Source organism: Robinsoniella peoriensis, from assembly GCF_000797495.1.
Classification (GTDB): Bacteria; Bacillota; Clostridia; order Lachnospirales; family Lachnospiraceae; genus Robinsoniella; species Robinsoniella peoriensis.
This window is the reverse complement of the sequence record NZ_JTGN01000001.1, coordinates 570,108-590,336: the sequence shown is the minus strand read 5'-3', so window position 1 is coordinate 590,336 and position 20,229 is coordinate 570,108. Positions and strand designations below refer to the sequence as shown.

The following is a 20,229-nucleotide window of genomic DNA, read 5'->3' as shown; positions in this document are numbered from 1 at the left end:
TTAATATGTAAAATTTTGGAAGAAATTCATAGATAATTTGCTGGTGTTGTAGGTAATCATCAGAGTTGGAAACGAAATAGAATAGTTATAATTCATAGATTGAAAAATTCTTTTCTAATATAATTGGATAAAATGACGGAGCGAAATCGATACCATAAAAAGATCACAAAAATGCAGTGTTGACAAATTCTTTTTGACATGACATAATATGGCAACAAATAAATTAGTCAAACATGGTTAAGTGAGGTGAAAAGTATGTCAGAAAGGAAAATTAAGCTTTCCGAAATCAATGAAGTAAAGGAATTTGTATCAACTGCAGGTAAATGTGATTTTGATATCGATGTATTCTATAACAGAGTTGTCATTGACGCCAAATCTATATTAGGCGTGCTAAGCTTAGACCTGACACGTGTACTTACTGTAAAATACGGCGGAGAAGATATGCAGTTCGAGAATGTATTAAGTAAGTATTGCGCATCTTAGAGCGGGTTTGAATATTCATTTCCGCCATCTGCACGCCCCACTTCGGGGGGATTTACCCCGAAAAGCCGTTTCACATCATATGGAAAAGCAAGCGCATAATCTTGGATAGAGGTTATGCGCTTTTTGTGCTATAATGAGAACCATATACGAACATACTATCGTTAGTACTGTTTTAAGAACGATTTTCAGGAATCGGTTGGAAGAGGAGACAGGGAATTGGATGTAATACGGATTTCAGTGCGTAATCTGGTAGAATTCATTTTGCGCAGCGGTGATATAGATAATCGAAGAGGGGCGATGGCGGACAAAGAAGCTATGCAGCTTGGCAGTAAGCTGCACCGGAAAATCCAGGGTCAGATGGGGGCGGCATATAAGGCAGAGGTGCCTCTGAAACATTTGGTGGAGTTTGAAAATTTTGCAATCAGTATTGAGGGAAGGGCAGACGGAATACAGGTAGATGAATCAGGGGTCATGATTGATGAGATCAAAGGTGTTTACCGGGATCTGGAGTTTTTGAATGAACCGGTGGGGGTTCATCTGGCACAGGCAATGTGTTATGCCTATATTTATGCCAATGAAGAGAAGCTGGAAAATATAGGAGTACAGATGACCTATTGTAATCTGGATACAGAGGTGATAAAGCGGTTTTACCAGGAATACAGATTTGAAGATCTGCAGGAATGGTTTCAAAAACTGGTGGCGGAGTATCAGAAATGGGCGGTTTTTCAAAAGGAATGGAGACAGACACGGACAGATTCTATCAGGGAGATCGCATTTCCCTTTGAATACAGAGATGGGCAGAAAGGATTGGCTGGTGCTGTTTACCGCACGATCCAAAGAAAAAAGAAATTATTTATTCAGGCTTCGACCGGGGTTGGCAAGACGATTTCAACGGTATTCCCTGCAGTGAAGGCGGTGGGGGAAGGATTAGGAGATAAGATATTTTATCTGACTGCAAAAACCATTACCAGAACAGTAGCGGCAGAAGCCTTTGAACTTTTAAAAGAGCAGGGACTTCAGTACAAAGTGATTATCTTAACGGCAAAAGAGAAAATATGCCCTTGTGAAGAGACTCTTTGTAATCCTCAGGACTGCCCCTATGCAAAGGGCCACTATGACAGGATCAACGATGCCGTCTATGAACTTCTGAATGAAAAAAGCCGGTTTTTTCGGGAGGATATTTTGGAGCAGGCAGAAAAATGGATGGTATGTCCCTTTGAATTATCATTGGATTTATCCGTATGGGTAGATGCCATTATCTGCGATTATAATTATGTATTCGATCCCAGAGCCAGTCTGAAGCGCTTTTTTGGGGAGGGGATGCAGGGAGATTATCTGTTTCTGATAGATGAGGCCCACAACCTGGTGGAACGTGGGAGGCAGATGTTCAGTGCAAGCCTGTATAAAGAAGAGCTTCTGGAGGTTAAAAGAGCCGTTAAGCCATACAGCAGGAAACTGGAACGCCAATTGGAAAAATGTAATAAGATTATGCTGGAAATGAAAAGGGAGTGCCAGAATTATGAAGTTTTAGAAAATGTAGGTCCTCTTGTCATTGCATTAATGAATTTGTGTGCTGAAATTGAAAAATTCCTGGAGGAATCGGAACAACCCAGTGTAAAAGAAATCATTACAAATCTTTATTTTGAAGCAAGGGCATTTTTGGATACCCATGAGCGGTTGGATGAAAATTATGTCATATATTCAGAAATGGAAGAGGATGGACGCTTCAAGGTAAAACTTTTTTGTATAGATACGTCAAAAAATATCCAGGAATGTCTGGATAAAGGAAATAGTACCATATACTTTTCGGCAACGCTGCTTCCCGTAAAATATTATATGGAGCTGTTAAGTGAAGCAGAAGACGACTATACAATCTATGCAGAATCATCCTTCGATCCCGGTAAAAAAAAGGTATTAATCGGTACGGATATCAGCAGTAAATATACCAGAAGAAGTTTTGGCGAATATCAGAAAATGGCATGGTATATTAAAAAAACCATAGAGGGACAGAAAGGGAACTATCTGGTGTTCTTTCCGTCGTATAAGCTGATGACAGAAGTAGAGGAAATCTTTCGGGAAGAGATGGGAGAAGATGTGATTTGCATATGCCAGAGCAGCAATATGAAAGAAGAGGAACGGGAAGAATTTCTGCAGGAATTTGAGCGTGAGCAGAAGAACAGTCTGGTAGGGTTTTGCGTAATGGGCGGGATCTTTTCCGAAGGGATTGATCTGAAAAGAGACCGTTTGATTGGAGCACTGATCATTGGTACCGGATTACCGCAGATTTGCAATGAACGGGAAATTCTGAAAAATTATTATGATAAACGGAATATGGATGGATTTTCTTATGCATATCTGTATCCGGGAATGAATAAAGTATTGCAGTCAGCGGGCAGGGTAATCAGGACAGATGATGACCAGGGGGTGATCATGCTGTTAGATGAACGGTTTATGCAGAGGCAGTACCAGTATCTGTTCCCAAGGGAGTGGGATAACTATGAGACTTGCCGACTGGATAATCTGGAGGGGAAGCTGGAGGCGTTTTGGCAGGAAAGAAATGCCCCGTAAATTTTAACGAAAAACCCTCCTTGCCATAACTACCACCAGGTGGTAGAATAAAAAAGAAGTTAAACCTAAGAAATAATCACAAAAGCATGGAGGAACCTATGAGCAACGTTAGAAGAGTGTACGTGGAGAAGAAGCCGGCATATGCAGTGCAGGCAAAAGAATTAAGACATGAGATTCACAGTTATTTAGGAATCAGTTCATTAACAGGTGTTCGTGTATTGATTCGTTATGATGTGGAGAATATCTCCGACGAAGTTTATAAAGCTGCCTGCAATACGGTATTTTCCGAACCGCCGGTAGATACCTTATATGAAGAGAGTTTTGATATAGCAGATGGGGCAAAAGTGTTTTCGGTAGAATTCCTTCCGGGACAATTTGACCAGAGGGCAGATTCCGCAGTACAGTGTGTAAAGTTCCTGAATGAGGATGAAGAACCGATTATCCGTTCAGCTACTACCTACGTATTGGAAGGAAGCATTAACGAGGAAGAATTCGAAGCAATCAAATCCTATTGTATCAATCCTGTAGATTCCAGAGAAACTGACATGGTAAAGCCACAGACTCTGGTAACGAAGTTTGATGAGCCTGCAGATGTGAAAATATTTGACGGATTCACCATAATGGACGAAGAAAAGTTAGAAGAGCTTTATGGTTCTTTAAATCTGGCTATGACATTTAAGGATTTCAAACATATCCAGAATTATTTCAAGGGTGAAGAAAAAAGAGATCCTTCCATGACAGAGATCCGTGTACTGGATACATACTGGTCCGATCACTGCCGCCATACTACTTTCTCAACGGAATTAAAAGATGTAGTATTTGGAGAAGGTTATTATAAAGATCCGATCGTTGGAACTTATCAGCAGTATTTAAAGGATAGAGAAGAAATCTTTAAAGGAAGAGACGATAAATTTGTCTGCCTGATGGATCTTGCTCTGATGGCGATGCGCAAGCTGAAAAAAGAAGGAAAACTGGAGGATCAGGAAGAATCAGATGAAATCAATGCCTGCAGTATTGTTGTGCCGGTAGAAATCGACGGTGTGACAGAAGAATGGCTGATCAACTTTAAAAATGAAACACATAACCATCCGACTGAAATCGAACCATTTGGCGGTGCGGCAACCTGCCTTGGCGGAGCGATCCGTGATCCTCTCTCCGGACGTACTTATGTGTATCAGGCAATGCGTGTAACAGGAGCGGCTGATCCTACGGTGTCTGTTAAAGAGACTTTAAAGGGAAAACTTTCCCAGAAGAAGATTGTAAGAAGCGCAGCACACGGCTACAGTTCCTATGGGAATCAGATCGGACTTGCAACGGGACTGGTAAAAGAAGTTTATCATCCGAATTACGTTGCTAAGAGAATGGAAATCGGTGCAGTCCTGGGGGCAGCTCCAAGAAAAGCCGTTATCCGTGAGACATCTGATCCGGGTGATATTATTATCCTGCTGGGCGGACGTACCGGACGTGACGGCTGCGGCGGTGCAACCGGATCATCCAAGGTACATACGGAGGAATCCATTGAAACCTGCGGTGCAGAGGTACAAAAAGGAAATCCACCAACGGAACGTAAAATCCAGCGTCTGTTCCGCCGTGGAGAAGTAAGTAAGTTAATTAAAAAATGTAATGACTTTGGTGCAGGCGGAGTATCCGTTGCAATCGGAGAATTAGCGGATGGACTTCATATTTACCTGGATAAAGTCCCGAAAAAATATGCAGGTCTGGATGGAACAGAAATTGCGATTTCAGAGTCACAGGAGAGAATGGCAGTTGTAGTGGATCCAAAAGACGCAGAGCAGTTCCTGGCTTATGCAGTTGAAGAAAACCTGGAAGCAATCGAAGTGGCAGTCGTAACGGAAGCGAAGAGACTGGTTATGATCTGGAGAGAAAAAGAGATCGTTAATATTTCCAGAGCATTCTTAGATACCAACGGTGCTCATCAGGAAACCAGTGTCTCGGTAGATATCCCATCCGAGCAGGATAAATTCTTTGTAAGAGAAGAAGTAGGGGATGTCAGGGAAAAATGGCTGGATACGCTGAAAGATTTAAATACGTGTTCCCAGAAGGGACTTGTTGAAATGTTCGACGGTTCCATCGGAGCAGGCTCTGTATTTATGCCATTTGGAGGAAAATATCAGCTGACAGAAACCCAGGCTATGGTAGCGAAGCTTCCGGTATTAAAAGGAAAGACAGATACCGTAACCATGATGAGCTATGGATTTGATCCGTACTTATCAAGCTGGAGTCCATATCACGGTGCTGTATATGCAGTTCTGGAATCTGTTGCAAAAATAGTGGCAGCAGGCGGGGATTACAGCAAAATCCGTTTTACATTCCAGGAATATTTCAGACGTATGACAGAAGATCCTTCCCGTTGGAGCCAGCCGTTTGCAGCACTTTTAGGTGCATACAGCGCACAGCTTGGATTTGGACTTCCATCCATCGGCGGAAAAGACAGTATGTCCGGTTCCTTTAATGAAATTGACGTACCGCCTACCTTAGTATCTTTTGCAGTAGATGTTGCCAGTGACAAACACATAATTACACCGGAACTTAAAAGAGCCGGAAGTAAGCTGGTATTGTTAAAGATAGAGACAGATCAATATGATCTGCCTGATTATACACAGATCATGGATCAGTATGGCAGGTTCTTTGAAGATGTAAAAGCTGGAAAGATTATTTCCGCATATACACTGGATGCCAAAGGACTGGCTGCAGCAGTAAGTAAAATGGCATTTGGAAACCATATGGGAGTAAGAATAGAGCATAATGTAGACAAGAGAGATCTGTTTGCAGCAGGATTTGGTAATATTGTGGCAGAAGTACCGGATGGTAAAGTAGGAGAACTTTCCATTTCCTATACCGTAATCGGTGAAGTACTGGATACTCCGATATTTGAATATGCAGATACCAGGATCACTTTGGAGGAAGCTTTGGAAAGCTGGACCGGAACATTGGAAAAAGTATTTAAGTCTGTACCGGATTCTGAAGAATCAGATGTTCCTTCTACGATAAGTGTAACATCCGCAGTTGAAGATGCAGTGATCGAAAATGGTCTGTTTCATGGGAAAAATGTCTATACATGTAAAAATAAAGTGGCGAAACCAACGGTATTTATACCTGTATTCCCAGGAACCAACTGTGAATATGACAGCACGAAGGCATTTGAACGTGCCGGAGCAGACGTCATTGTAAAAGTCTTCAAAAACTTAAGTGCTGCTGATATTCGTGATTCTGTTGATATCTTTGAAAAAGCGATTAACAGCTCCCAAATGATTATGTTCCCGGGTGGATTCTCTGCAGGTGATGAACCGGACGGATCTGCAAAATTCTTTGCTACCGCATTCCAGAATGCGAAAATCAAAGAAGCAGTTATGAAATTATTAAATGAGAGAGACGGTCTGGCACTTGGTATCTGTAACGGATTCCAGGCTCTGATTAAACTGGGGCTGGTACCAAACGGAGAAATTACAGGACAGACTGCCGATTCGCCGACATTGACTTTCAATACCATTGGACGCCATATTTCCAAAATGGTATATACAAAAGTAGTTTCCGATAAATCTCCCTGGCTTGCACAGGCGGAACTTGGAAAGACCTATGTAAACCCGGCTTCTCACGGGGAAGGAAGATTTGTAGCAAATGAAGAATGGCTGAAGAAACTATTTGCCAATGGACAGGTAGCCACTCAGTATGTAAATGCTGACGGAGAACTGAGCGCAGATGGCGAATGGAACGTAAATGGTTCTTATTGCTGCATCGAAGGTATTACAAGCCCGGATGGCCGTGTATTTGGTAAAATGGCACATTCAGAAAGACGTGATGCTTCTGTGGCAATTAATATTTACGGAGAACAGGATCTGAAAATCTTTGAATCCGGTGTAGCTTATTTTAAATAAAAAATAGAGGCAGGTATTCCGCTTTTTCGCGGGATGCCTGTTTTTTTAGGCCCAAACGACCCAGATTACCTTGTCGAATCCTGTATAAAACAGCAACGAAACGTGGCACTTGAGATTCAGAATGTTTCTTGTGGGATAAGAAAAAGCAATAATTGACACAACTTATTGCAAAAATTTAAAACATATTGCAATTTGTCGAAAAATGGGATATATTGTCACTGCACCATCATAGGACTAAGAGGGGCAGTAAAAGTGAGAAATGGAGTATATGAAAATTTGCTGATATGAAGGAGGGCAATCTAATGCCACGTATAGTGAGGGATACGCACGTCTATTATTCAAATCTAAAATGGAAGAATCAAAAAAATGTATTTGCAGATGAAATTGACAAGAAAAAGTTTCTGGATATTGTCGCCTTAGTCCGGCGAAAAATAGAATTCCGGATTTTTGCATATTGTATCACTGATACAGAAGTACATATGGTGATCAGTACGCACAATAGCAGGGTGAATACAAAAGTGCTGAAAGAAGTAACCAGAGAGTTTTCCCGCTATTATAATCAAAATGCAGATCACCGGCTTCAGAAGCGGATCTGCGGATATTATGAAAGCGAGGAAATCGAAGGCTGGGTGAATGTATTTAAATATTGTGGTAAAATACATTTGATTCCGGTTGTCTGTCATACTGTAAAAAATCTGGGAGATTACTGGTGGTGCAGTTACAATGACTACATTGGCAGATATAAAAGCGGAATTATTGATACAGAAGTTTGGATGAATTATCTGGATGCAGATCAGGAAACAGCCTTGTATAAATTCAAAGGCTATCACCGAAGGGAATACAGGCAGATTTAATTCCTATATATATAATAACGAAAAAAAGGAATTACTATAATGCTATTTTGGAAAAATTAAAGAAAAATTAAGGTTTCTCATTGCCGATAGTTGTGCTACAATAAAGTAAGAAAATGGCAAGGAGGACAGGCTATGAACTTGAGTGAGAATATAACCGGAGTTCAGCATCTGGGGATACCGGTAGTAAATTTAAAAGAGGCTGTTGCCTGGTATGAAGAGAATCTGGGATTTAAAAAATTTCATGAAAAAATAGTAATGAATCCCTATAAAATTGATGTCGCTTTTCTGCAGCTGGGTGATCTGGTTTTGGAGTTATTTCAGCCTTCCGGCAGCGAATTGGCTGAAGTGGCTAAAAGAAAAGACGGCATTTTAGACCATTATGCAATTGATACACCGGATTTAGAAAAATGTGTGGAACTGGCTTTAAAAAAAGGATTGAAATATCATGCATCTACCAGTAACGGGATTACCTGTTATGAGCATCTTGGCACGAAGGGTGTGAGAGGGGCAAATTTTGTCGGACCGAATCACGAAGTTGTGGAATTCTGCCACGATAACAGTGCGGAATATGGCTGTAAATCCGGATTACAGGGATGGGCACATCTTGCAGTTAAAGTAAGAAGCCTGAAGGATTCCATTGTATTCTATGAAAAGCTTGGATTCCGTAAGACGGGAGAAGGGTACTTGGATACACCGGATGGAAGAATAGAGATTGCATTTGTTTATCTCAAAGGTTTTACTCTGGAATTAATACAGATGGCAGGAGCAGGTCTGGAAGAATTAAAAACCAGAGGAGCAGGCCATATTGATCACATTGCCCTGGATGTATATGATATTGATGAAGCTTTTTATGAAGCGAAGAAGATCGGGCTTCACAGCCTGGATTATCTGGTAAAAGAACTTCCGTTTTTCGAGTTTGGAGTCAAGTTTTTTACGGTAGTTGGTCCTGACGGAGAAAAAGTAGAATTTAATCAAAAAAAGTGCTTGACATTTTCAAGGATTTAATAGTATAATGACTAAGCGGTTTGGTAATCAGGCCGCTGACCATGGGATCTTAGCTCAGCTGGGAGAGCATCTGCCTTACAAGCAGAGGGTCACAGGTTCGAGCCCTGTAGGTCCCATGTCTTTTAATTAAATATGGCGGAATAGCTCAGTTGGCTAGAGCACACGGTTCATACCCGTGGTGTCGAGAGTTCAAATCTCCCTTCCGCTACACAAGCATAATGATATTTCGTTATGCTTTTTTTGTGTCAAATTATGACACAATTCTTAAGAAGAATTAAGAAACGTCAGAAAACTTTCACTTTTATTTAATAAAAATAGCAGGAATTCTAATTTTGGATGTGGTAAGATACCCCCTGTAACGAAACAGAGGTGCAAATGCATCTCGTCAATATGAGGAGGATATAACTATGAAGAAAAAAGTATTAGGTTTAATGGCAGTTATGGCATTAGCAGGAGCATTAGCAGTAGGTTGTGGAAGTTCTGATAAAGGAACAACAGAAGCTACAACAACAGAAGCAGCTACAACAGCTGTAACAACTGAAGCAACAACAACAGAAGCAGCTACAACAGAAGCAGCTACAACAGAGGCTACAACAACAGAAGCAGCTACAACAGAAGCAGCTACAACTGAAGCAGCTCAATAATTTAAACATAGAAGGCTCCCTGGTCCTTGGATCGGGGAGTTTTTTCGTTTCTAAAGAAATGAAAATTCTCAATATATAGATATGCCTTTGACATTTCTCTTATTCATGACTTATAATGATTCTGTAACTCGCAAAATCCGTCTGTATGAAAGTCTATTCAGGCGGGTATGAATATAGGTAAGATTTAAGATAACTTAACTGGTCTAAGCTGAATTCTCAGCAAAGGTTAATCGCATAATTTTTTTTACAAGCCAATAAAATGGAGGTTGATATGAGAGTTGGAATGGGATATGATGTACACAAGTTAACGCAGGACAGGGATTTGATTCTGGGCGGTGTTTTGATACCTTATGAAAAAGGGCTGTTGGGACATTCAGACGCAGATGTCGTGGTACATGCCATCATGGATGCCTTGTTAGGTGCAGCGGCACTTGGTGATATTGGAAAGCATTTTCCGGACACAGATCCAGCGTATAAAGGAATATCCAGTATTACATTATTAAAGCATGTGTCAGAACTTCTGGAAGAAAATAACTATATGATCGAAAATATTGATGCTACGATTATAGCACAGAGACCAAAGCTTCTGCCCTATATGCCTCAGATGGTAAAAAATATTGCAGATGCTTTAGGATTAGAAGAGAATCAGGTGAATGTGAAAGCCACAACAGAAGAAGGACTGGGATTTACAGGAGCGGGAGAGGGGATTAGTTCCCAGGCAGTATGCCTGTTGATTCCCATGTTTGATCTGGCAGCAGATGACAGAATGGCAGGCGGGGCGTGTCAGGGCTGTGGCGGCTGTTGTAAATAGTGCAGGAGGAAACGCAATTATGAGTTCACGGGATGTTTACCGGTTAGAGGATAAGGATTATGGCAAGACCAGAAAGCTGTGGGAAGAAATTTTCCCGGATGATACAAAGGAATTTCTGGATTATTATTATGAATGCTGTACCAGGGATAATCTGATTTACGGAATTGTGGATGATGATTGGAGATTGCTTTCTATGGCACAATTTAATCCCTATGCCGTGCATCTTGGTGAAACAACTGTGGACACCCATTATATAGTGGCGGTTGCTACCAGACCGGAATCCAGACACCAGGGGCTGATGAAGAGCATTTTGCAAAGGGCATTGAGCGACGGATATGAGAGAAATGAGGCATTTATGTTCTTAATGCCTGCAGCAGAGGCGATTTACAAACCCTTTGATTTTGAAACGATATATGAACAGAAAAGCATGATTGTCCGTAAAGAGGATAGTTCCCCGGGGCATATGGAGATTGAGATTCAGGTACAGGAGGCAGAAAAGGAGGATCTTTGCCAGCTTGCTGATCTTTCTGAAAAATTATTAAGAGAGCGTTATCAAGTATATACGGTCCGGACAGCGGCATATATGAACCGTCTGCTTAAGGAGCAGGAAAGTGAACGTGGCGGGATTCTTATTTTTTTGGCAGAAGGAAAACCGGTTGGTTATTGCTTTAGTGCATTGGAAGAAACTCCGCAGATACGGGAGCTGATTTGTACGGCTGAGTATGAAAAAGAAGTAATTTCAGCCCTTTTTTCCTATTATAATGAAAAGGGTGTATTTGATAATGCCCGGGATGAATCCATAACAGTTACTGCTTTTCGTGAAGGGCTCTATTCTAATGCTGTCAAAACTGCATCATTGATCATGGCGAGGATTGTCCATCTGGAATCTTTTGCTTCCAGCCTGAGAAGCAGGGAACCGGTATCTTTTACCATAAAGGTAGAAGACCGGATGCTTCCTGGCAATAATGGAATCTTCCGGTTCGATTTGAGTGAGAATGGAGGATGTGCATGCCGTATCACAGACTGCAGAGCGGAAGATGTGGATGCGGTCCTGTCTGTTGGAGCACTGACGAAATTATTTTTTGGTGCTAAAGGTTTCATAGAAGAGGATCGCCTGCCGCTTTCTAAGATACATTTATTTGATAAAATATTTCTGGATGAAATAGTTTAGCGGAAAAGGCTGCGGGGATATTGACAAATGGAAGATTTTTGCATAGACTAATGGCATTGGGTATTAGAGATAAATCCTATGACTGAACAGCCATCAGATTTTATAGAACGGAGAGAATAGAATATGAAAGTATACAATACTTTAACAAAGAAAAAAGAAGAATTTGTGCCTTTGGTACCGGGTAAGGTAAGCATGTATGTCTGCGGACCAACCGTATATAATTTTATTCACATTGGAAATGCCAGGCCGATGATTGTTTTTGATACGGTCAGACGTTATATGGAACATAAGGGATATGAAGTAAATTATGTATCCAACTTCACGGATGTAGATGATAAGATCATTGCGAAAGCAATCGAAGAAGGTGTGTCAGCCCAGGAGATATCGGAGCGCTATATTGCAGAATGTAAAAAAGATATGGCTGCTATGAATGTATTGCCGGCTACAACTCATCCTCTTGCTACAATGGAAATCGGCGGAATGATTGAAATGATCTCCACCCTGATTGAAAAAGGGTTTGCTTATGACGTGAATGGAACCGTTTATTTCAGAACCAGAAAGTTTGATGAATATGGTAAGCTTTCTCATAAGAACCTGGATGACTTACGTGCTGGAAACCGTTCCCTGTTAGTATCCGGAGAAGACCAGAAGGAAGATCCGCTGGATTTTGTACTCTGGAAACCAAAAAAAGAAGGAGAGCCGGCATGGGAATCTCCGTGGAGTGCAGGACGTCCGGGATGGCATATTGAGTGTTCGGTGATGTCTAAAAAATATCTGGGCGAAGAGATTGATATTCATGCAGGCGGAGAGGATCTGGTATTCCCTCACCATGAAAATGAAATTGCACAAAGTGAATGCTGCAATGGAAAAGACTTTGCAAAATACTGGCTGCACAATGCCTTTTTAAATATTGACAACCGCAAAATGTCCAAGTCTCTTGGGAATTTCTTTACAGTGCGTGAAATTGGCGAAAAGTATGACTTACAGGTACTGCGTTTCTTTATGCTCAGTGCCCACTACAGAAGTCCGCTCAACTTCAGTGCAGACCTTATGGAAGCTTCCAAAACAAGCCTGGAACGTATTATAACTGCCGTGGATAACCTGAAATTTCTGGTTGGAAATGCAGAGGATAAAGAATTGTCACTGGAAGAAAAAGAGAGCCTGACCCAGGCGGCTGCATTTGAAACTAAGTTTGATGAAGCTATGGATGATGATTTCAATACTGCAGATGCAATCTCTGCGATTTTCGAAATGGTGAAGTATGTAAATACAAATATTTCCGGAGAAAATTCAAAATCATTTATTCAGACAGTTTTGGATAAAATGGTAAACTTATGCGATGTACTGGGAATCATAGTTGATAAAAAAGAAGAAATTCTGGCAGAGGACATTGAAAAAATGATCGAAGACCGCCAGGCGGCTAGAAAAGCAAAGGATTTCAAAAAAGCAGATGAAATCCGTGATGCTCTGCTTGCAAAAGGCATTGTTCTGGAAGATACCAGAGAGGGTGTAAAATGGAAAAAGGCGTAGATTCATTCTCTGATTATTTAAAAGAGCAGTTTAGGCTGGATGATCTGGATATGAAGACGTATTCTCCGCTGACACTGGCATATATCGGAGACAGTATATATGACCTGGTAATCCGCACGCTGGTGGTCTGCCAGGGGAATTGTCCCGCAAATAAACTTCACAAGAACGCAAGTGCACTTGTGAAGGCATCTGCCCAGGCTGAAATGATAGAGAAGATTATGCCTCTTTTGACAGATGAGGAAAAGCAGATTTACAAAAGAGGGCGTAATGCCAAATCTTATACGATGGCAAAAAATGCTACAATGCTCGATTATAGAAAAGCAACAGGATTCGAGGCACTAATGGGATATCTGTATTTGGAAAACCAGATGCATCGTATGATTGATCTGGTAAAAGAGGGTATTAGGAGTCTGGAAAATGTGGATAGTAATGTCCGAAATAAAATAAATGTGGATAAGGCAGCTGATGCTATTGCAGAAGATGATATGACAGAGGCAGCCGTAAAGGAGAATACCAATGAGATATGAGGAATTGACAATAGAAGGCAGAAATGCTGTAATAGAGGCATTTCGTGCCGGAAAGCCGATTGACAAGCTGTTTGTTCTGGATGGCTGTCAGGATGGTCCGGTTCGTACCATCGTAAGAGAAGCAAAAAAGCATGATACCATTATTAACTATGTGGATAAGGAAAGGCTTGATCAGATCTCAGAAACCGGCAAGCACCAGGGGGTTATTGCCTATGCAGCAGCTTATGAATATGCTGAAGTGGAAGATATTTTGAAGATTGCAGAAGAAAAGGGCGAACCTCCATTTCTTATATTGCTGGATAATATTGAAGATCCACATAACCTGGGAGCTATTATACGTACAGCTAATCTGGCAGGGGCTCATGGCATTATCATTCCGAAACGCCGTGCAGTAGGCCTTACGGCAACTGTTGCTAAGACTTCTGCTGGAGCTATTAACTATACACCGGTAGCCAAAGTCACAAATCTTGCGAAAACAATAGAAGAGTTAAAGGAAAAAGGTCTTTGGTTTGTCTGTGCAGATATGGACGGTGAAGTGATGTATAAGCAGGATTTAAAAGGAGCGATCGGATTGGTGATAGGCAGTGAAGGCGAAGGTGTCAGCCGCCTGGTAAAAGAGAAATGCGACTTTACTGCATCGATTCCCATGAAAGGGGATATCGACTCGCTGAACGCTTCCGTAGCTGCCGGTGTACTGGCTTATGAGATTGTAAGACAGCGGATGTAAACAAATATCAGGTGGAGGCGGGAAATGGTGTCCTACGACGGATATACCGACGAAGAATTAATCGTAAAGCTCAGGGATGGAAATCCCGGGATTACGGACTACATTATGGAAAAGTATAAATATCTGGTGCGTAAAGAAGCAAGGGCACTGTACTTAATCGGCGGAGATAAGGACGATCTGATCCAGGAGGGGATGATTGGCCTGTTTAAAGCTGTCAGGGATTACCGGGAAGACAGGGATGCCTCTTTTTATCATTTTGCAAAACTCTGCATCGGACGGCAGCTCTATCATGCAATTGAAGCTTCCAACAGGAAGAAGCATACCCCGTTAAACTCTTATGTTTCACTGTATTCAGGAACCCTTGAAGCAGGAGAAGAATCCCTGCCGCTGGAGGAAATTCTGTTTACCCAGGAGAGTAATCCGGAAGAACTGCTGATTCATCAGGAAAATAAAAAGCAGATAGAGGAGAAGTTGGAAGCATCCTTAAGCGCATTTGAAAAGAAAGTGCTGGACTGCTATTTACAGGGGAAAGACTATGTAGAAATAGGTGAACTTCTAGATAAGCCGCCCAAGTCTGTTGATAATGCACTGCAGAGAATCCGTAAAAAAATACGTTGACAAGCCGGTAGGATGCTGATATAGTGTAATACGCAATTGAATAAGACAGTTCGTGACCATCCTGTCTATAAATAAAACTAGTACGGTATAAGGTAAATAACAGAGAATAGAGTGACTGATATCCATATCAGAAGCGTTCCTGCAAGGCGACGGCGTAGTGTATCCTGCGATTAGCTTTGCAGGCTGCGGTATGGATAACGGGTGCTATATTTCTTTTATTTATGCAGTGCTGTACAGGGAAAATGATTATCGGAAAAAGCTGCAGTGAGGGTTTTTACCGGTACTGTTGATGGCGCTTAATTATAAGCGTCTTTTTTTATTTTCCTTATAACATCATAGCAGTTTGTAATTTTATTACACGCTCTAGTACTCTATCCTTCGCCTTGCAGTCTGACAAAATATTCATCACTGTCACTATCATTACTGTCCGGATGGAGTACTGGTCCGGCTTATCATTATGCTTCAGGTCAGTATGCCGGACGGAAAGGAAAAAAATGACTGAATTAAACCGCTATTCTATTATTTCTGAAAAAAATCCGCGGGAGATCATCCTGCTTCGGGGAAACGGCTGTAAATGGAGAAGATGCCGGTTCTGCGATTATCATCTGGACTATTCCAGAAACGAAGAGGAAAATTACAGATTAAACAAAATGGAAATTGAAAAGGTAACCGGAATTTATAAGACCCTGGAGGTAATCAATTCCGGAAGTTTTACTGATCTGGATGAAAATACGATGCAGGCAGTATTAAGTAAATGCCTGGAAAAGGAGATCAGACAGCTTCATTTTGAATGCCACTGGATGCATAGGGATAAGATTTCGGACATTAAAAGGTATTTTGGACAGCATGGTATTACGGTTAAGATTAAAATTGGTGTGGAAACATTTGATGCCCTGTTCCGGGAAAGTTACCTGGATAAGGGGATTACAACGGATTCACCCGAAGAAATTGCCGGATACTATGATGAATGCTGCCTTTTATTTGGAATTCCAGGTCAGAATGCAGCATCAATGGAGAGGGATATTTTAACCGGACTTGAATATTTTGACCGGGTGTGTATCAATATTATGAATGAGAACAGCAAACCTATTAAACCGTCTCCTTCTGTAATACGGGAGTTTATAAAAGAACTGCTGCCCGTTTATCTGGATAACCCAAGGGTTGATATTTTAATAGAAAATACGGATTTTGGAGTAGGAGATAAGTAAAAGATGAGAAATGAGATTCTATTAATACTGAGTGTTGTTATTATTTATGGAAGTGTTCTGCTGTGGTATAAGCTGCTGGGGTGCAAAGGACTGATGGCATTTACCGTATTGGCAACGATATCTGCTAATATAGAAGTTTTGATACTGGTGAATGCATTTGGGATGGAGCAGACGCTTGGAAATATCTTATTTGCATCTACGTTCCTTGTGACGGATATCCTAAGCGAGGTATCCGGAAAAAAAGCGGCGAATCAGGCGGTAAACATTGGAATACTTACCTCCCTTACTTTTATTATTATATCCCAGTCCTGGCTGCTGTATCAGCCGGGAGCAAATGACTGGGCTCATTCGAGTATCGTAAATATTTTTTCCAATACACCGCGTATGATGGCAGCAAGCCTTATCGTATATGCCATTTCCCAGAAGTTTGATGTCTGGCTGTATCATAAATGGTGGGGGCTGACAAAAAGGCTGTGTGGAGACAGCAGACGCTATCTGTGGCTTCGTAATAACGGATCTACATTACTGTCCCAGCTTTTAAATACGGTTTTATTCACTATGGGGGCATTTCTGGGAACGTATGATACCCGTACCCTGATCAGTATTATGTGGGCAAGCTATGTAATCTTTATATTTACAAGTCTTGCAGATACACCTGCCGTATATCTGGCAAGGAGGATCAGACCTGTGGGAGAAGACGCAGAGTGTGCCTGAAAAGCCTCCTGTTTATTAAAAATATCTCTGAAAAAAGCAGCAGAAATGTTTTTCACAAATTCTTTAACAGGCTGTCACATATTTTTCACAACTATATTTTATAGTAATACATGTAAAAGCCGATAAGACTTTTTCATATAAATCTTTTTCATAACTCGCCAGTATCCGCCAAGATACTGGCTCTCCCTCTTTTTAGGGGTGAGAAAGCTTTTCTTTTTAAAACCTTTATAAATTCTTAAACAACTTTATAAAGCTTTAAGCGGGATGCCATATCTTATTCACAATTGATTGATATAGTATATACATACAAAGCAAACAAGCTTTTTTACATAAACTTTTCTCTCCCTCCTGGACTGGCGATGGCCAGTCCTTCTTTTTGCCATTTTAGCAGTTGGAAGGGAGTATAAAAATCTTCACAAAGTCTTCAAGTACTGTACACAGTTTCTTCACAGCAATCCGTTATAGTATTAAGTGTACAAAGCAAATAAGCATTGTTAATAATCTTTTTCATAACCTGCCAGTATCTTTAGATACTGGCACTCCCTCTGTATAGGGGTATTATTTATTATAGTAGCGCAAAACATGCGGTACATATTCAGGATCACCGTAAGTAGTCCAGCCAAGCTGTGCTTTCATCTTATCTGAGTATTCCTGTGCATTCTCCGGAGAGTATCCTCCATAATTTTCCGCTGCCCACGTGGCATATGCATTTCCAAAATTATATTCCTGAAGAGCCAGTTTTAATTTATCCATATCGTTGACCGAAGTACACTGCGCTTCCCCGAGGCAATAGGCAAAGGTTTCCACGCCCACCTGAATGGAATAATCCACATCTGTAATACTGCCAGGTTCATTTGAGTATTGGGTATTAAAAGGACTTTCGGAGCATTGCATGACATCCGTTCCTTTTCCGGCACTTTCCTGCTGCATCATTGCAAGAATCACATCAGAATATTCGGAAATGTCGTATTCTTTACAATATTTTTTGACCTGATCTTCATACTGAAGAACACTTTTTGTTAATTCGCCTGGCCGGGGAGTTCCTGAAAACAGCAGAAAGCAGGTAAATATGCCTGCCGTCAAAAGTATAAAGCCTATGAGAAACCAGTTACGGCGCACCTGCCGCTTTCTTTTTAGCAGCTGTTCCTTTTGGCTCAGACGCTTTTTTGCCGAACTGCGGCTAGTTGAAGATAGCGTTGCGGATATTTTTTTTCTTTGATTTTTCCGGGTTGCTGATGATTTTGTTGTTTTTTGATAAGCTGCCATAATCCTCTCTTCTGTAAAAACATTCTGAGTAAACGGGTTGCTTAGAAAAGCAGTTATATACGAAAAAAGCCCCGGATATAATCCAGGGCTCCAAAGAGCTGATGACGGGAATCGGACCCGTGACCTCCTCACTACCAATGAGGTGCGCTACCGACTGTGCCACATCAGCCTGCGATATAAATAACCGCTACAGTTAAGAATTTTATCATAAGTTACTGCGCTTGTCAACGAATTTTTTAAAAAATTGATAAAATTCTGCATATTTCTTTTTATGTGCAAAGAGGAGTGCAATAAAATAAGCCGATGCTTTACACATCGGCTTAAATGATCTAATAAATGATCGGATTTTTATTTGAGTAGCTGATTAAGCTGCACAAACGTTAACTGCCTGCATACCGCGGTTTCCCTGAGCGATATCGAAAGTTACTTTCTGTCCGTCTTCTAAAGATTTGAATCCTTCAGTAGCAATTCCTGAAAAATGTACGAAGAATTCTTCGCCTGTGCTGTCGTTTGTGATAAATCCAAATCCTTTAGTGCTGTTAAACCATTTTACTGTACCGTTATTCATAGTAGGTACCTCCAATTATAATATTATATCTTAACATGAAAATAAAAAAAATCACATATTTTTGTAAATCATCAATCAAATTAGTGACTTACAAAAATATGTGAAGATCAAAAATTCATTCAAAATACTCTCTTAATATACCATGTAAACAAAGCGTTGTCAAGATAAATAAAAAATATTTTATTATCAAAGGAATTTAGTTGAATTTTACCCCTAAACGGAAGGAAGGCCAGTACCTCATCGATACTGGCGAAAAATGAAAAAGATTTAATTTCTTGAAAAAGTCTTATTGGCTTTTCATATTTATAATATAAAGGATAGTTGTGAAGAAAGTGTGACAGACGATTGAAGAGTCTGTGAAGAAATTGAAAAGTTTTTAATTGCCACTTTCCTGTGGGTTAAATTTTCTTAACAGGAACTATAATAGGGCTCCATTGCGGATTTCATTTATATCAGATATACTAGTAATAAGAAATGGCCGTTTCCATATTTAGAAGAGGAGCATATAAAATGAATATAGGTGAAGTTATCTTAAAGCTAAGAAAGGATAAACAATTAACGCAGGAGCAGCTGGCCCAGGCAATTGGCGTTACTGCACCGGCAGTGAGTAAATGGGAGACGGGGAGTACCTATCCGGATATTTTATTGCTGCCGCCCCTTGCCAGAGCACTTGGTACCACAATCGACCATCTGCTGTCTTATACCCAGGAGCTGGATATAAATATGCTGGATGAAATTATGGCAGATATACGCGTAATATGTCAGGATAAAGGCTTTCGGGAAGGAATGAAAAAAATTCAATTTTATTTAAAACAGTACTCAAATTCAGAAGAATTGAAAATGAGGGTAATATCCGCTTCCATAATGCTGTCTTATACAATGGATCAGGACTTTATGGAAGAAGAATGGGATGAATGGGGAAATCAGCTGGAAAAACTGGCTAAGGAAATAGTGGGTTCTTCCAATCCGTTAATTCGTGAAAATGCCAAGGTGTATCTGGTTACGAGATGCATGGAAGCGGAAAAATACGATGAGGCAGAAGCATATTTGGATTCCATACCACAGCAGCAGATTGATCCTTCACAGCTGCGGCCCAGTATCTATCTGAAAAAGGGAGATTATAAAAAGGCAGAGAAACTATTGCAATCCAATTTGTTGTCCGGTATCCGAAATGCAGAAATGGCATTGCTTTCTCTGACTGCAACCGCCAGAAAAACACAAAATTTAGAAAGAGCATTTGAATATGCAAGGGCAGGATGTGAGATAGAAGAGATCTTTGGAAGCGGAGGCTGTCTGTTTGCATGGGAAAAAATTACCCAGTTGTATTTGGAAACTTATCATGAGGAAGAAGCATTAAAGAGTATCATAAAATATATGGATCATATTCGGGAAATGGATTATTCTTTCCAGGACCGGGTTTACTTTGACACAGTCACATTGGACTGTAATGAAAACCAGGGTCAGGTAAAAGGAATAAAACAATCCCAGTTAAATCTACTGATGTCAGACGAGAGATATGAAAAACTGCGTGGATATGAGGCATTTCAGGAGGCAGTACAAAAACTCAAAGAACATATTGAGGCATTATAAAAGAAAGGGAATGCGTTGACTTTCCGGACAGCAGGCATTACACTGTAAC

16 protein-coding genes, 3 tRNA genes and 1 pseudogene are annotated in these 20,229 nt (G+C 40.7%); 17 read left to right on the top strand and 3 right to left on the bottom strand.

Annotated features, from left to right (window positions below):
* Positions 1–255: 255 nt before the first annotated feature.
* From QR40_RS02480 to QR40_RS02405, 16 genes and pseudogenes are all read left to right on the top strand, one after another.
* Positions 256–483 carry an HPr family phosphocarrier protein gene (locus tag QR40_RS02480; protein WP_027293454.1) on the top strand — a complete coding sequence of 76 codons (228 nt, stop codon included), beginning with the start codon at positions 256–258 and terminating at the stop codon, positions 481–483.
* A gap of 216 nt (positions 484–699) precedes the next feature.
* Positions 700–3,051, top strand: a complete 2,352-nt coding sequence (locus QR40_RS02475) for an ATP-dependent DNA helicase (RefSeq protein ID WP_027293455.1) — start codon at positions 700–702, stop codon at positions 3,049–3,051.
* Positions 3,052–3,149: 98 nt separating this feature from the next.
* A complete protein-coding gene (locus QR40_RS02470; protein ID WP_044293168.1) occupies positions 3,150–6,947 on the top strand; it encodes a phosphoribosylformylglycinamidine synthase in 3,798 nt (1,265 codons plus the stop codon).
* A 302-nt stretch (positions 6,948–7,249) separates the two neighbouring features.
* On the top strand, positions 7,250–7,801 hold the full coding sequence (locus tag QR40_RS29420) for a transposase (protein ID WP_052430659.1): 552 nt from the start codon (positions 7,250–7,252) through the stop codon (positions 7,799–7,801).
* A 132-nt stretch (positions 7,802–7,933) separates the two neighbouring features.
* Positions 7,934–8,806 (top strand): VOC family protein, encoded by an 873-nt coding sequence (locus QR40_RS29415; RefSeq protein ID WP_052377749.1) that lies wholly within the window; start codon positions 7,934–7,936, stop codon positions 8,804–8,806.
* A gap of 43 nt (positions 8,807–8,849) precedes the next feature.
* Positions 8,850–8,922, top strand: a tRNA-Val gene (locus QR40_RS02455).
* 18 nt (positions 8,923–8,940) lie between these two features.
* Positions 8,941–9,014 (top strand) — tRNA-Met (locus QR40_RS02450).
* 199 nt (positions 9,015–9,213) lie between these two features.
* Positions 9,214–9,450 (top strand): hypothetical protein, encoded by a 237-nt coding sequence (locus tag QR40_RS02445; RefSeq protein ID WP_044293167.1) that lies wholly within the window; start codon positions 9,214–9,216, stop codon positions 9,448–9,450.
* A gap of 271 nt (positions 9,451–9,721) precedes the next feature.
* The gene (gene ispF, locus QR40_RS02440) at positions 9,722–10,261 is read left to right on the top strand and encodes a 2-C-methyl-D-erythritol 2,4-cyclodiphosphate synthase (protein ID WP_044293166.1); all 540 of its coding nucleotides are present in this window, start codon (positions 9,722–9,724) and stop codon (positions 10,259–10,261) included.
* A gap of 19 nt (positions 10,262–10,280) precedes the next feature.
* Complete coding sequence (locus tag QR40_RS02435) at positions 10,281–11,432, top strand: GNAT family N-acetyltransferase (RefSeq protein WP_044293165.1); 1,152 nt, start codon at positions 10,281–10,283, stop codon at positions 11,430–11,432.
* 123 nt (positions 11,433–11,555) lie between these two features.
* Positions 11,556–12,962 (top strand): cysteine--tRNA ligase, encoded by a 1,407-nt coding sequence (cysS, locus tag QR40_RS02430; protein ID WP_044293164.1) that lies wholly within the window; start codon positions 11,556–11,558, stop codon positions 12,960–12,962.
* Positions 12,947–13,372 (top strand): annotated as a pseudogene (locus tag QR40_RS02425) (Mini-ribonuclease 3); the annotation flags it as partial. The gene cysS and the pseudogene QR40_RS02425, both read left to right, overlap by 16 nt.
* 106 nt (positions 13,373–13,478) lie before the next feature.
* A complete protein-coding gene (rlmB, locus tag QR40_RS02420) occupies positions 13,479–14,216 on the top strand; it encodes a 23S rRNA (guanosine(2251)-2'-O)-methyltransferase RlmB (RefSeq protein ID WP_027293462.1) in 738 nt (245 codons plus the stop codon).
* A 24-nt stretch (positions 14,217–14,240) separates the two neighbouring features.
* The gene (gene sigH / locus QR40_RS02415) at positions 14,241–14,834 is read left to right on the top strand and encodes an RNA polymerase sporulation sigma factor SigH (protein ID WP_027293463.1); all 594 of its coding nucleotides are present in this window, start codon (positions 14,241–14,243) and stop codon (positions 14,832–14,834) included.
* Between the two features lie 494 nt (positions 14,835–15,328).
* A complete protein-coding gene (locus tag QR40_RS02410; protein WP_027293464.1) occupies positions 15,329–16,042 on the top strand; it encodes a radical SAM protein in 714 nt (237 codons plus the stop codon).
* Between the two features lie 3 nt (positions 16,043–16,045).
* Complete coding sequence (locus QR40_RS02405) at positions 16,046–16,756, top strand: queuosine precursor transporter (protein WP_027293465.1); 711 nt, start codon at positions 16,046–16,048, stop codon at positions 16,754–16,756.
* A gap of 558 nt (positions 16,757–17,314) precedes the next feature.
* On the opposite strand, the gene QR40_RS02400 is transcribed toward QR40_RS02405, so the two are convergent.
* From QR40_RS02400 to QR40_RS02390, 3 genes are all read right to left on the bottom strand, one after another.
* Complete coding sequence (locus QR40_RS02400) at positions 17,315–18,022, bottom strand: lysozyme family protein (RefSeq protein ID WP_044293163.1); 708 nt, start codon at positions 18,020–18,022, stop codon at positions 17,315–17,317.
* 96 nt (positions 18,023–18,118) lie between these two features.
* A tRNA-Thr gene (locus tag QR40_RS02395) sits at positions 18,119–18,191 on the bottom strand.
* A 195-nt stretch (positions 18,192–18,386) separates the two neighbouring features.
* Positions 18,387–18,590: a cold-shock protein gene (locus QR40_RS02390; RefSeq protein WP_027293467.1), complete on the bottom strand. Its 204-nt coding sequence runs from the start codon at positions 18,588–18,590 to the stop codon at positions 18,387–18,389.
* Between the two features lie 510 nt (positions 18,591–19,100).
* On the opposite strand from QR40_RS02390, the gene QR40_RS29410 reads away from it, so the two are divergent.
* Entirely contained in the window at positions 19,101–20,180 is a 1,080-nt protein-coding gene (locus QR40_RS29410) for a helix-turn-helix domain-containing protein (RefSeq protein ID WP_052377750.1), read from the top strand.
* Positions 20,181–20,229: the final 49 nt, after the last annotated feature.

What these genes read in the sequence shown, in the direction of transcription:
- QR40_RS29410 (WP_052377750.1), top strand. Translation starts at nt 19,101, where the DNA reads ATGAATATAGGTGAAGTTATCTTAAAGCTAAGAAAGGATAAACAATTA.
- QR40_RS29420 (WP_052430659.1), top strand. Translation starts at nt 7,250, where the DNA reads ATGCCACGTATAGTGAGGGATACGCACGTCTATTATTCAAATCTAAAA.
- QR40_RS02410 (WP_027293464.1), top strand. Translation starts at nt 15,329, where the DNA reads ATGACTGAATTAAACCGCTATTCTATTATTTCTGAAAAAAATCCGCGG.
- rlmB (WP_027293462.1), top strand. Translation starts at nt 13,479, where the DNA reads ATGAGATATGAGGAATTGACAATAGAAGGCAGAAATGCTGTAATAGAG.
- sigH (WP_027293463.1), top strand. Translation starts at nt 14,241, where the DNA reads ATGGTGTCCTACGACGGATATACCGACGAAGAATTAATCGTAAAGCTC.
- QR40_RS02435 (WP_044293165.1), top strand. Translation starts at nt 10,281, where the DNA reads ATGAGTTCACGGGATGTTTACCGGTTAGAGGATAAGGATTATGGCAAG.
- QR40_RS29415 (WP_052377749.1), top strand. Translation starts at nt 7,934, where the DNA reads ATGAACTTGAGTGAGAATATAACCGGAGTTCAGCATCTGGGGATACCG.
- QR40_RS02405 (WP_027293465.1), top strand. Translation starts at nt 16,046, where the DNA reads ATGAGAAATGAGATTCTATTAATACTGAGTGTTGTTATTATTTATGGA.
- QR40_RS02480 (WP_027293454.1), top strand. Translation starts at nt 256, where the DNA reads ATGTCAGAAAGGAAAATTAAGCTTTCCGAAATCAATGAAGTAAAGGAA.
- QR40_RS02390 (WP_027293467.1), bottom strand. Translation starts at nt 18,590, where the DNA reads ATGAATAACGGTACAGTAAAATGGTTTAACAGCACTAAAGGATTTGGA.
- QR40_RS02470 (WP_044293168.1), top strand. Translation starts at nt 3,150, where the DNA reads ATGAGCAACGTTAGAAGAGTGTACGTGGAGAAGAAGCCGGCATATGCA.
- cysS (WP_044293164.1), top strand. Translation starts at nt 11,556, where the DNA reads ATGAAAGTATACAATACTTTAACAAAGAAAAAAGAAGAATTTGTGCCT.
- ispF (WP_044293166.1), top strand. Translation starts at nt 9,722, where the DNA reads ATGAGAGTTGGAATGGGATATGATGTACACAAGTTAACGCAGGACAGG.
- QR40_RS02400 (WP_044293163.1), bottom strand. Translation starts at nt 18,022, where the DNA reads ATGGCAGCTTATCAAAAAACAACAAAATCATCAGCAACCCGGAAAAAT.
- QR40_RS02445 (WP_044293167.1), top strand. Translation starts at nt 9,214, where the DNA reads ATGAAGAAAAAAGTATTAGGTTTAATGGCAGTTATGGCATTAGCAGGA.